A 13,386-nucleotide genomic window follows, 5' to 3' on the forward strand; every position below is an offset into this window, starting at 1 on the left:
GGTAAACGTGCGGTAGAACGTGCATGTGCGGTTGCCGACCGTACCGGTCATGCGATGTTGCATACTTTGTACCAACAAAACGTCCGTGCCAATACACAATTCTTTGTGGAATGGACGGCACAAGATTTGATTCGTGATGAAAACGGCGACGTCGTCGGTGTAACCGCCATGGAAATGGAAACCGGCGAAGTTTATATTTTCCACGCTAAAGCCGTGATGTTTGCTACCGGTGGTGGCGGCCGTATTTATGCGTCTTCAACCAATGCTTATATGAATACCGGTGATGGTTTGGGTATTTGTGCCCGTGCAGGTATTCCGTTGGAAGACATGGAATTCTGGCAATTCCACCCGACCGGTGTAGCCGGTGCCGGTGTATTGATTACTGAGGGTGTGCGCGGTGAGGGTGGTATTCTGTTGAATGCCGATGGCGAACGCTTTATGGAACGTTATGCTCCAACCGTAAAAGACTTGGCTTCCCGTGACGTGGTTTCCCGTGCGATGGCGATGGAAATCTACGAAGGTCGCGGCTGTGGTAAAAACAAAGACCACGTTTTGCTGAAAATCGACCATATCGGCGCAGAAAAAATTATGGAAAAACTGCCGGGCATCCGCGAGATTTCCATCCAGTTTGCCGGTATCGACCCGATTAAAGACCCAATTCCTGTTGTGCCGACTACCCACTACATGATGGGCGGTATTCCGACTAACTACCATGGCGAAGTTGTCGTTCCGCAAGGTGAAGATTACGAAGTGCCTGTAAAAGGTCTGTATGCGGCAGGTGAGTGTGCTTGTGCTTCCGTGCACGGTGCGAACCGCTTGGGTACCAACTCCCTGTTGGACTTGGTGGTATTCGGTAAAGCTGCCGGCGACAGCATGATTAAATTCATCAAAGAGCAAAGCGACTGGAAACCTCTGCCTGCTAATGCCGGTGAGTTGACCCGCCAACGTATCGAGCGTTTGGACAACCAAACCGATGGTGAAAACGTTGATGCATTGCGTCGCGAACTGCAACGCTCCGTACAACTGCATGCCGGTGTGTTCCGTACCGATGAGATTCTGAGCAAAGGCGTTCGAGAAATCATGGAGATTGCCGAGCGCGTGAAACGTACTGAAATCAAAGACAAGAGCAAAGTATGGAATACCGCGCGTATCGAAGCTTTGGAGTTGGATAATCTGATTGAAGTAGCGAAAGCGACTTTGGTGTCTGCCGAAGCACGTAAAGAATCGCGTGGCGCACACGCTTCAGACGACCATCCTGAGCGCGATGACGAAAACTGGATGAAACATACCCTGTATCATTCAGATACCAATACTTTGTCTTACAAACCGGTACATACCAAGCCTTTGAGCGTGGAATACATCAAACCGGCTAAACGCGTTTATTGATGAGTTTTCAGACGGCCTTTACCTTAAAGGCCGTCTGAAACCTAACCATACCCACATTGAACTGCTTGAATTCATAATACAAAATCATTGAGCAGTTTATGAGAAAAGGAACACTTCTCATGGAAAAAATGAGTTTTGAAATTTACCGTTACAACCCGGACGTTGATGCCAAACCTTATATGCAACGTTACGAGTTGGAATTGGAACCAACCGACGTTAAGCTTTTGGACGCTTTAGTGCGCCTGAAAGCACAAGACGATACATTGTCTTTCCGCCGTTCTTGCCGCGAAGGTATTTGCGGTTCTGACGGTATGAACATCAACGGTAAAAACGGCTTGGCATGTCTGACCGATCTGCGCAGCCTGAAACAGCCGGTTAAAATCCGCCCTCTGCCAGGTCTGCCTGTTATCCGCGACCTGATTGTGGATATGACCCAGTTCTTCAAACAATATCACTCAATCAAACCTTACGTTGTCAACGACAACCCTATCGATGCGGACAAAGAGCGTCTGCAAACTCAGGAAGAGCGTAAAGAGTTGGACGGTTTGTACGAGTGTATTTTGTGCGCCTGCTGTTCGACTGCCTGCCCGTCATTCTGGTGGAATCCTGATAAATTCGTTGGTCCGTCTGGCTTGCTGAATGCTTACCGTTTCATTGCGGATAGCCGTGATACCATCACTAATGAGCGTTTGGATAATCTGAACGACCCATACCGTTTGTTCCGTTGCCACACCATTATGAACTGCGTAGACGTATGTCCTAAACACTTGAATCCGACCCGAGCCATCGGTAAGATTAAAGAGATTATGTTGAAACGAGCCGTTTAAGAAATGATGGTTTTTGACGATATTGCCAAACGGAAAATCCGTTTTCAAACCCGCCGGGGATTGTTAGAACTAGACTTAATCTTCGGCAGGTTTATGGAAAAAGAATTCGAGCACCTGAGTGATCAGGAGTTGTCCGAATTTTCCGAAATCCTCGAATTTCAAGACCAAGAGTTGCTTGCCTTGATTAACGGACATTCGGCAACGGACAAGAAACACCTGATTCCCATGCTTGAAAAAATCAGACAGGCATGATGTGTTATAGAGCTTGTTTGCGATGCCAATCCGAACAAGCTTTTTCCATACTGAGGCCGTCTGAAAAAAGGACCGTGCCGCTTGGGCGGCAACGAAAGCCCCAACTTACAAAGGAGTTTAAGAATGTCTAAATCAGTCAAGCTCACCACCCCAAATCAAGAGACCTTGGAACTGCCAGTATTGGAAGCAAGTATCGGCCATGATGTGGTTGACATCCGTGCGTTGACAAAAAATACAGGTCTGTTTTCATTCGACCCAGGATTCGTGTCCACTGCAAGTTGCGAATCCAAAATCACTTATATTGACGGCGATAAAGGTCTGTTATATTACCGTGGTTATCCTATCGAGCAGTTGGCCGAAAAATCCGATTACTTGGAAGTTTGTTACCTGTTGATCTACGGCGAGCTGCCTACGCCCGAACAGAAAAAAGAATTTGATGCTACAGTCAGCCACCATACTATGGTGCATGAACAGTTGACTTGGTTCTTCCGCGGTTTCCGTCGCGATGCGCACCCGATGGCGATGATGGTGGGTGTGGTTGGCGCTTTGTCTGCTTTCTATCAAGACAGCTTGGATATTACCAATCCTGAACACCGCAAAATCGCGATTTACCGCTTAATCTCCAAAATTCCGACCATTGCGGCAATGTGTTACCGTTATTCCAACGGTTTGCCGTTCAATTATCCAAAAAATAACCTTTCCTATGCTGAAAACTTCTTGCACATGATGTTTGCCACACCGTGTGAAGAATACAAACCTAATCCAGTCTTGGCCCGCGCGCTCGACCGCATCTTTATTTTGCATGCCGACCACGAGCAAAATGCTTCTACTTCGACCGTACGTTTGGCAGGCTCTTCAGGGGCGAACCCATTTGCCTGTATCGCTGCTGGTATCGCCTGTCTGTGGGGTGCTTCACACGGCGGTGCAAACGAAGCTGTGTTGAAGATGCTGGATGAAATCGGCGATGTGTCTAATGTTGCCGCATACATGGAAGGTGTGAAACAACGCAAATACCGTCTGATGGGCTTCGGTCACCGCGTATACCGCAATATGGACCCACGAGCCAACATCATGCGCGAAACCTGTTATGAAGTCTTAAAAGAATTGGGCTTGGAAGACAGTCCTAAATTCAAGCTGGCGATGGAATTGGAACAAATTGCACTGAAAGACCCATTCTTTGTTGAACGCAAGCTGTATCCAAACGTCGACTTCTACTCTGGTATCGTCTTGTCTGCATTGGGCATTCCAACTGAAATGTTTACCGTTATCTTCGCATTGTCGCGCAGTGTAGGTTGGATTTCTCATTGGCATGAAATGATTAGCGATCCGGCACTGAAAATCGGTCGCCCACGTCAACTTTATACCGGTGCAGAACGTCGCGATTACGTTCCGGTAGATAAACGCTAATAAACAATACATTAATATATTGTTGAAAAGTCGTTTGAAAAAATCGAATTGCCGTTTTCAATGAGGTTGGTCGTAATTAATTAAGTTGATAGCAGGTAATTTGATTTGAAATAGGGTAGAATAAAGTGTCATTTCAGACGGCCTGAATTCCGTTCGGAGAACACGGGATTCTACCCTTTGTTTATATTTTAAAGAAAAGAGCTCACGCCATGATGGACGAAAAACTCAATTTCTCTTATCTGTTTGGTTCTAATGCGCCATACATCGAGGAGTTGTATGAAAAGTTTCTGGATAATCCGGAATCTGTCGATGAAAAATGGAAACAGTACTTTACCGATTTGAGTAAACAGCCGGGCGCAGTCGCTGTCGATGTTGCCCATACACCGATTCGTGAATCATTTGCCACTTTGGCTAAAAAGAAAATTGCCGCAGCCGTCGCAGGCGGTGTGGATGAGGCAATGATGAAAAAGCAAGTCAGCGTTTTGCGACTGATTTCTGCCTATCGTATCCAAGGCGTGGGTGCAGCCCAACTTGATCCGCTCAAACGTATTCCTCCTCAAAATATTGAAGCTCTCGATCCTAAATTCCACGGTCTGTCAGATGCCGATATGGCACTTCAGTTCAATATGGGCGAGGGCGATTTTTCCGGTCAGAGCAAACTGCCTCTGTCCCAAATCATCAGTAACCTCAAACAAACCTACTGCGGCCATATCGCGGTAGAGTACATCTACATTCCAAATACCGAAGAGCGTCGTTGGGTTCGTAATTATTTTGAAAGCGTACTGTCTACACCAAGCTACAACGTTGAACAAAAACGCCGTATCTTGAAAGAAATGACTGCTGCCGAAACTCTGGAACGCTACCTGCATACCAAATATGTCGGTCAAAAACGTTTCGGTGTCGAAGGTGGCGAAAGTGCCATTGCCGGTTTGAACTATTTGATTCAAAACGCCGGTAAAGACGGCGTGGAAGAAGTCATCATCGGTATGGCACACCGTGGCCGTCTGAATGTTTTGGTTAACATTTTGGGCAAAAAACCGGCTGATCTGTTTGCCGAATTTGAAGGCCGTGCCGAAATCAAATTGCCTAGCGGCGACGTGAAATACCACATGGGCTTCAGCTCCGACATTGCTACGCCACACGGCCCGATGCACGTTTCTTTGGCATTCAACCCGTCACACTTGGAAATCGTTAATCCAGTAGTAGAAGGTTCTGCACGCGCCAAACAAAAACGTTTGGGCGAAAACGGCCGCGATAAAGTCTTGCCGGTATTGATTCATGGTGACTCCGCATTTATCGGTTTGGGTGTTAACCAAGCAACATTCAACCTGTCTAAAACACGCGGTTATACCACCGGCGGTACTGTTCACATCGTGATCAACAACCAAATCGGCTTTACGACTTCCGATACCCGCGATACCCGTTCAACCGTACACTGTACCGATATCGCGAAAATGGTTTCCGCTCCGGTTATCCATGTGAATGGCGATGATCCTGAACGCGTTTGCTTTGCCATCCAAGCTGCCTTGGATTACCGCAAAAAATTCCATAAAGACATCGTGGTTGATGTTGTCTGCTACCGTAAATGGGGCCACAACGAGGGCGATGATCCGACCTTGACCCAACCGATGATGTACAAAAAAGTATCGCAACACCCAGGTGCGCGTGCTTTGTACACCGAGCAACTGATTGCCGAAGGCGTGGTAACCCAAGCTGAGGCTGACGGTTACATCCAAGCCTACCGTGATGCTTTGGACAAAGGCGAACATGTTGAACAAACAACGTTGAGCAATTTCCAACGCACACAAATCGACTGGAGCAAATACCAAGGCAAAGATTGGCGCGAAAAAATCGAAACCGGTTTGCCTGCCGCCGACATTGAGCGTCTTACTGAGAAATTCACCGCTGTACCGGAAGGCTTTGCCCTGCATCCGACTGCAAAACGTGTGATCGAAGCGCGTAAAGCCATGGCATCCGGCAAACAAGCCATCGACTGGGGTATGGCCGAAACCCTCGCATACGCAAGCCTGCTGACCAAAGGTCATGGCGTGCGTATCTCTGGTGAGGACTCCGGCCGCGGTACATTCTCACACCGTCATGCCGTTCTGCACGATCAAAAACGCGAAAAATGGGACGACGGTACTTATGTTCCTCTGCGCAACATGGGCGAAGGCTTGGGCGAGTTCCTGGTTATCGACTCTATCTTGAACGAAGAAGCCGTAATGGCGTTCGAGTACGGCTTTGCCTGCTCCGCTCCTGACAAGCTGACCATTTGGGAAGCGCAATTCGGTGACTTCGCTAACGGCGCGCAAGTAACTATCGACCAATTCCTGTCTTCAGGCGAAACCAAATGGGGTCGTTTGTGCGGTCTGACCACCATCCTGCCGCACGGTTACGACGGTCAAGGCCCTGAGCACTCTTCTGCACGTGTAGAACGTTGGTTGCAACTGTGTTCTGAGAACAATATGCAAGTCATCATGCCGTCTGAAGCGTCGCAAATGTTCCACCTCTTGCAACGTCAAGTCTTGGGTTCATACCGCAAACCGCTGGTGATTTTCATGTCCAAACGCCTGTTGCGCTTCAAAGGTGCAATGAGTCCGCTGGAAAACTTCACCGAAGGTTCGACTTTCCGTCCAGTTATCGGAGATACCGCAGAACGTGCAAGCAACGACAGCGTGAAACGCGTGGTATTGTGTGCCGGTCAGGTTTACTATGACTTGGAAGCCGGCTGTACCGAGCGTAAACTGGAAAATGATGTTGCTATCGTCCGCGTTGAGCAGCTGTATCCGTTCCCATACGATGAGGTTAAAGCTGAACTGGCGAAATACCCGAACGCAAAATCTGTGGTTTGGGCGCAAGAAGAGCCGAAAAACCAAGGTGCGTTCTACCAAATCCGCCACCGTATCGAAGACGTTATCAGCGAAGAGCAAAAACTGTCTTATGCCGGTCGTCCAAGCAGTGCATCGCCTGCAGTGGGCTACTCAAGCAAACACATTGCTCAATTGAAACAATTGGTTGAAGACGCTTTGGCGTTGTAAACCTAGTGGCATTCCGTTTGAAATTGTTCAGGCGGAATGCCCATATGCAGAATTAAAAACACACAACAGGCCGTCTGAAAGGGCCATTGGAGACACAAAATGATTATTGATGTAAAAGTACCTATGCTGTCTGAAAGCGTATCTGAGGGCACGCTCTTGGAATGGAAGAAAAAAGTTGGCGAAGCAGTTGCCCGTGACGAAATCCTGATCGATATCGAAACTGACAAAGTGGTTTTGGAAGTCCCTTCTCCACAAGCCGGCGTATTGGTTGAAATCGTAGCTCAAGACGGTGAAACCGTTGTTGCCGACCAAGTTTTGGCTCGCATCGATACAGCTGCTACTGCCGCTGCTGAAGCCCCAGCCGCCGCGCCTGCCGAAGCTACCCCAGCCGCCGCTCCTGCTGCTGCACAAAACAACGCCGCTATGCCTGCTGCCGCCAAACTGGCTGCCGAGACCGGTGTTGACGTGAACGCATTGCAAGGTTCCGGCCGTGACGGTCGCGTATTGAAAGAAGACGTACAAAATGCCGCTGCCAAACCTGCCGCAGCCGCAGCCCCTGCCGTTGCACTTCCTGCCGGCGCACGTCCTGAAGAACGCGTACCAATGAGCCGCCTGCGTGCCCGTGTTGCAGAACGCCTCTTGGCTTCTCAACAAGAAAACGCCATTTTGACTACATTCAACGAAGTCAACATGAAACCAATCATGGACTTGCGTGCGAAGTACAAAGATAAATTCGAGAAAGAACACGGCGTGAAATTGGGCTTTATGTCCTTCTTCGTTAAATCCGCTGTTGCCGCCCTGAAAAAATACCCGGTTGTGAATGCTTCTGTTGACGGCAAAGACATCGTTTACCACGGCTACTTCGACATCGGTATCGCAATTGGCAGCCCACGCGGTTTGGTTGTGCCAATCCTGCGCGATGCCGACCAAATGAGCATTGCCGACATCGAACAAGCAATTGTTGATTACGCGAAAAAAGCAAAAGACGGCAAAATCGCTATCGAAGATCTGACCGGCGGTACATTCAGTATTACCAACGGCGGTACTTTCGGTTCTATGATGTCTACCCCGATCATCAACCCGCCTCAATCTGCGATTTTGGGTATGCACGCCACTAAAGAGCGCGCTGTGGTTGAAAACGGTCAAGTTGTTGTCCGTCCAATGATGTATCTGGCTCTGTCTTACGACCACCGTATCATTGACGGCCGCGAAGCTGTATTGACCTTGGTAGCCATTAAAGACGCGTTGGAAGACCCAGCACGCCTGTTGTTGGATCTGTAATCGTTTCAGACGGCCTTTTATTTGTTAATGAAAAGGCCGTCTGAATTTTTATTTAGATGTAGCGTAATGTAGTATCGTGCTACAATAGGCTCAACGAACGATTGAGGCCGTCTGAAACATTTGATTCGAATGAATCGGCAGATATAGACTTTCAGACGGCCTTTTCTTAAAACCATCAAAACGCAGTCATTCAAAATAAAAAAGAAACAAAAAGTATCGTTTTTATTTTGAGATACTGCAAAAGCAAAGGATGACACGATGTCTCAATATGATGTAGTAGTGATTGGTGCAGGCCCGGGCGGATACGTTGCCGCCATTCGTGCTGCGCAACTGGGTTTCAAAACCGCTTGCGTTGACGCAGGCGTTAACAAAGCAGGCAACGCCCCAGCATTGGGCGGTACTTGCTTGAACGTAGGCTGTATCCCTTCTAAAGCCCTGTTGCAATCCAGCGAACATTTCCACGCTGCGCAACACGATTTTGCAGAACACGGTATCACTGTCGGCGACGTAAAATTCGACGCAGCCAAAATGATTGAGCGCAAAGATGCCATCGTAACCAAGCTGACCGGCGGCGTGAAATTCCTGTTCCAAAAAAACAAAGTAACCAGCCTGTTCGGTACTGCTTCTTTTGCTGGTAAAAATGGCGATGCTTATCAAATCGAAGTCGATAACAAAGGCGAGAAAACCGTTATCGAAGCCAAACACGTCATCGTAGCGACCGGTTCCGTACCGCGTCCGCTGCCACAAGTTGCTATAGACAACGTGAACGTATTAGACAACGAAGGCGCATTGAATCTGACCGAAGTACCTGCCAAACTCGGCGTGATCGGTTCCGGTGTGATTGGTTTGGAAATGGGTTCCGTATGGAACCGCGTGGGTGCAGAAGTTACCATTCTTGAAGCCGCGCCGACCTTCCTGGCTGCCGCCGACCAACAAATCGCCAAGGAAGCCTTCAAATACTTCACCAAAGAGCAAGGTCTGAGCATCGAATTGGGCGTGAAAATCGGCGACATCAAATCTGAAGGCAAAGGCGTTTCCGTTGCTTACGAAACTGCTGCCGGCGAAGCCAAAACCGAAGTATTCGACAAACTGATTGTTGCCATCGGCCGTATTCCAAACACCAAAGGCCTGAACGCCGAAGCCGTAGGCTTGGAAAAAGACGAACGCGGCTTTATCAAAGTAGATGGCGAATGCCGTACCAATCTGCCTAACGTATGGGCAATCGGCGACGTGGTTCGCGGCCCGATGTTGGCACACAAAGCCAGTGACGAAGGTGTTGCCGTTGCAGAGCGCATTGCCGGTCAAAAACCGCATATCGACTTCAACAACGTACCGTTCGTGATTTACACCGACCCTGAAATCGCTTGGGTGGGTAAAACCGAAGAGCAACTCAAAGCCGAAGGCGTGGAGTACAAAAAAGGTACTTCAGGTTTCGGCGCAAACGGTCGCGCATTGGCAATGGGCAAAGCCAAAGGTACGGTCAAAGTATTGGCAGATGCCAAAACCGACCGCATCTTAGGCGTACACATGATTGGTCCGGTTGTCAGCGAATTGGTTACCGAAGGCGTGACTGCGCTCGAATTCTTCGCCAGCAGCGAAGACATCGCCCGCATCATCCATGCCCACCCAACCTTGTCCGAAGTGGTTCACGAAGCTGCATTGGCGGCCGACAAACGCGCTTTGCACGGTTGATAGACATTAAGGCCGTCTGAAATTTTTCAGACGGCCTTAAGACCTCCGACAAATTGAATGTTCCGAGAGCTTCGTTTTCTGATTTATAATTCCGTCAGACAAACAAACAGCATTTACATTCATTATGAACAAAGAAATAGTCGGTATTTTCTTTATACCGATGGGCATCATCAGCATGTGTATGGCCGCATTGTGGCAGATGTATGTGATGATGACCGAAACTTATACGCTCAACCGTTTCAAAGATAAAGAATTGGTTTGGCGCGTGGCATTGTTGTTTATCAGTTTCAGCCTTGCCGTTTATCTGCTCTGCCCGAATTCGCGTAAAAAAGGCATTGTCTTTTTTATTCTCGGAGGAGGAGGCGCAACCATGTATCTGCTGGCGCGGATGTGGTTGCCTTTCAGTAAATAGTAGGGCCGTCTGAAAATATGGGATTGGCCGCAGGGCGATTCCTAAAACCCACTCACCTTAAGGAGAAATCCATGAATTTACACGAGTATCAGGCTAAAGAACTGCTGGCTAGCTACGGTTTGCCCGTACAAGGCGGTATTTTGGCACACAACGGCGAAGAAGCCGCTGCAGCTTACGACAAATTGGGCGGTAAATTCGCTGTTGTCAAAGCACAAGTACACGCCGGCGGCCGCGGTAAAGCGGGTGGCGTAAAAGTCGTTAAAAGCCGCGAAGAAGCTAAAGAAGTGGCTGAAAGCCTGATTGGCACCAACTTGGTAACTTACCAAACCGATGCCAACGGCCAACCTGTCAACAGCGTTTTGGTTTGCGAAGACATGTATCCGGTTCAAACCGAGCTGTACTTGGGCGCAGTGGTTGACCGTTCTACCCGCCGCGTTACATTCATGGCTTCTACCGAAGGTGGCGTGGAAATCGAAAAAGTTGCTGCCGAAACTCCAGAAAAAATCTTCAAAGTAACCGTTGATCCGCTGGTTGGCCTGCAACCTTGCCAAGCTCGCGAAGTTGCGTTCCAACTGGGCTTGAAAGACAAACAAATCAACGAGTTCGTCAAACTGATGACCGGCGCGTACAAAGCGTTTATCGAAAACGACTTCGCCCTGTTTGAAGTAAACCCATTGGCAGTTCGCGAAAATGGCGCGCTGGCTTGCGTAGATGGCAAAATCGGTATCGACAGCAACGCGCTCTACCGCCTGCCAAAAATCGCTGAATTGCGCGACAAATCTCAAGAAAACGAACGTGAGCTGAAAGCTTCTGAATTCGACCTGAACTATGTTGCCCTGGAAGGTAACATCGGCTGTATGGTTAACGGTGCCGGTTTGGCGATGGCCACTATGGACATCATCAAACTCAAAGGCGGCCAACCTGCCAACTTCTTGGACGTTGGCGGCGGTGCAACCAAAGACCGCGTGGTTGAAGCGTTCAAACTGATTCTGGAAGACAAATCCGTTAAAGGCGTATTGATCAACATCTTCGGCGGTATCGTACGTTGCGACATGATTGCGGAAGCCATCGTGGCAGCCGTTAAAGAAATCAACGTCAACGTTCCTGTCGTTGTTCGTTTGGAAGGTAACAATGCCGAACTCGGCGCGAAAATCCTGAACGAATCAGGTCTGAAACTGACTTCTGCAGACGGCCTGAATGACGCAGCCGAAAAAATTGTTGCAGCCGTAAACGCCTAAGGAGAAAAGAATGAGCGTATTGATTAATAAAGACACCAAAGTATTGGTTCAAGGTTTCACCGGTAAAAACGGTACTTTCCACTCCGAACAAGCTCTGGCTTACGGCACTAAAGTTGTCGGCGGCGTTACCCCGGGCAAAGGCGGTCAAACCCACCTGAACCTGCCCGTGTTTAACACCATGAAAGAAGCCGTTAAAGAAACCGGCGCAGACGCATCTGTAATTTACGTTCCAGCTCCGTTTGTATTGGACTCTATCGTTGAAGCCGTTGATTCAGGCGTAGGCTTGGTCGTTGTGATTACCGAAGGCGTGCCTACTTTGGACATGCTCAAAGCCAAACGTTACTTGGAAACCAACGGCAACGGTACCCGCTTGGTCGGCCCTAACTGCCCTGGTGTGATTACTCCGGGTGAGTGCAAAATCGGTATTATGCCGGGCCACATCCACACTCCGGGCCGCATCGGTATTATTTCCCGTTCCGGTACATTGACTTACGAAGCTGTAGCACAAACCACCAAACTGGGCTTGGGTCAATCAACCTGTATTGGTATCGGCGGCGACCCGATTCCTGGTATGAACCAAATCGACGCACTGAAACTCTTCCAAGAAGACCCAGATACCGACGCCATCATCATGATCGGTGAAATCGGCGGTACTGCGGAAGAAGAAGCAGCCGAATACATCCAATCCAACGTAACCAAACCTGTTGTAGGTTACATCGCTGGTGTTACCGCTCCTAAAGGCAAACGTATGGGCCACGCCGGTGCGATTATCTCCGGTGGTAAAGGTACTGCCGAAGAAAAATTCGCCGCTTTCGAAAAAGCCGGTATCGCTTACACCCGCAGCCCTGCCGAGTTGGGCACTACCATGCTGGAAGTGTTGAAAGCAAAAGGTTTGGCATAAGACTTAAGTCTTTAAGCTGAATTGAAAAGGCCGTCTGAAGTTTTCAGACGGCCTTTTTTTAAATTTCATTTGCTTGTTTTCATAATAAGCACTTAATTTTATTTAAATTAACGTTTATTTTAGAATAAACGGTTATAATTTATTAACAGATAAACAGTCTGTAACCATATCAACCTATATCAAGGAGAAAACCATGAAAAAACACGATTTTGAGGCACGTCGCGAGGCTTTGCTGAAAGACATCCGAGAAGTAATGGATGATGTGGAAGAGTTATACCGCAATGGTGTTGAAGCCGGTTCGGAAGAGGGTAGCAAAGCCCGAGCCAAATTGGAAGAAAAATTGGCTGTGGCCAAAGAGCGTTTGAGCCGTTTTGAAGAAGAGGCCGGCGAACGTCTGCGCCATCATGCCGAGCGTGCGCGTGAAAAATACGAGCAGTTTGAAGAAGCGGCTCAGGAGCGTTTGAAAGAAGGCAAAGAGCGTTTTGCCGAATTTGAAGCTGATGCGGGCGAGCGTTTGAAACGCGGTGCCAAACACGCTGATGAAGTGGTGCATGAGAAACCATATTATGCGATGGGTTTTGCCGCATTGGCCGGTTTGGTTGTCGGTGTGTTGTTGAACCGCCGTTAATGTGAATATGTTAAGGCCGTCTGAACAGGCGTGTACATGAAATCATGGATTTCATTGCGCCGTGCAGACGGCCTTAGCCTTATTTTTCCTGGAAAAAAGGATAATCGAGATGGGAATTCGCCAGCGTTTTGAACATGGCAAGGCTTTGTTGAATCAGGGCGCGGATTTGCTGCTGCTGCGTTTGCAGGTATTGAGCTTGGATTTGACGCGTCAGGCGGAAAATGTGTTTCGTTTGGCGATTTGGCTGGTGTTGTCCGGCGCGCTGTTGATGGTGGGCTTGGTCGGTTTGCTGTTCGGCTTGAACCGCGTGCTGTCGGATGTGGC

Annotated in this window: 11 protein-coding genes and 1 pseudogene; all 12 read left to right on the forward strand. The window is 48.7% G+C overall.

Annotation, left to right across the window (positions count from 1 at the left end; all coding sequences use genetic code 11):
• Positions 1-1,386, forward strand: a 1,386-nt coding sequence (sdhA, locus tag ACTHS3_RS04860; protein WP_440367278.1) for a succinate dehydrogenase flavoprotein subunit, incomplete at its 5' end; no start/stop codon positions are given.
• 119 nt (positions 1,387-1,505) lie between these two features.
• On the forward strand, positions 1,506-2,213 hold the full coding sequence (locus tag ACTHS3_RS04865) for a succinate dehydrogenase iron-sulfur subunit (protein ID WP_003678833.1): 708 nt from the start codon (positions 1,506-1,508) through the stop codon (positions 2,211-2,213).
• A gap of 3 nt (positions 2,214-2,216) precedes the next feature.
• On the forward strand, positions 2,217-2,465 hold the full coding sequence (locus tag ACTHS3_RS04870) for an FAD assembly factor SdhE (protein ID WP_003678830.1): 249 nt from the start codon (positions 2,217-2,219) through the stop codon (positions 2,463-2,465).
• Between the two features lie 123 nt (positions 2,466-2,588).
• Complete coding sequence (gltA, locus tag ACTHS3_RS04875) at positions 2,589-3,872, forward strand: citrate synthase (RefSeq protein ID WP_004519267.1); 1,284 nt, start codon at positions 2,589-2,591, stop codon at positions 3,870-3,872.
• Between the two features lie 209 nt (positions 3,873-4,081).
• Positions 4,082-6,910 carry a 2-oxoglutarate dehydrogenase E1 component gene (locus ACTHS3_RS04880; protein WP_070625932.1) on the forward strand — a complete coding sequence of 943 codons (2,829 nt, stop codon included), beginning with the start codon at positions 4,082-4,084 and terminating at the stop codon, positions 6,908-6,910.
• A 99-nt stretch (positions 6,911-7,009) separates the two neighbouring features.
• Complete coding sequence (gene odhB / locus ACTHS3_RS04885) at positions 7,010-8,191, forward strand: 2-oxoglutarate dehydrogenase complex dihydrolipoyllysine-residue succinyltransferase (protein WP_004519270.1); 1,182 nt, start codon at positions 7,010-7,012, stop codon at positions 8,189-8,191.
• Positions 8,192-8,449: 258 nt separating this feature from the next.
• A complete protein-coding gene (lpdA, locus tag ACTHS3_RS04890; protein WP_002217382.1) occupies positions 8,450-9,883 on the forward strand; it encodes a dihydrolipoyl dehydrogenase in 1,434 nt (477 codons plus the stop codon).
• A 124-nt stretch (positions 9,884-10,007) separates the two neighbouring features.
• Entirely contained in the window at positions 10,008-10,295 is a 288-nt protein-coding gene (locus ACTHS3_RS04895) for a hypothetical protein (protein ID WP_004519272.1), read from the forward strand.
• Between the two features lie 71 nt (positions 10,296-10,366).
• On the forward strand, positions 10,367-11,533 hold the full coding sequence (sucC, locus tag ACTHS3_RS04900; protein ID WP_003675098.1) for an ADP-forming succinate--CoA ligase subunit beta: 1,167 nt from the start codon (positions 10,367-10,369) through the stop codon (positions 11,531-11,533).
• Between the two features lie 10 nt (positions 11,534-11,543).
• Positions 11,544-12,434: a succinate--CoA ligase subunit alpha gene (gene sucD, locus ACTHS3_RS04905; RefSeq protein WP_002221113.1), complete on the forward strand. Its 891-nt coding sequence runs from the start codon at positions 11,544-11,546 to the stop codon at positions 12,432-12,434.
• 193 nt (positions 12,435-12,627) lie between these two features.
• A complete protein-coding gene (locus ACTHS3_RS04910) occupies positions 12,628-13,062 on the forward strand; it encodes a DUF883 family protein (RefSeq protein WP_004519274.1) in 435 nt (144 codons plus the stop codon).
• A 109-nt stretch (positions 13,063-13,171) separates the two neighbouring features.
• Positions 13,172-13,386, forward strand: a pseudogene (locus tag ACTHS3_RS04915) (phage holin family protein); the annotation flags it as partial.

It is taken from the genome of Neisseria sp. P0009.S007, assembly GCF_051962515.1.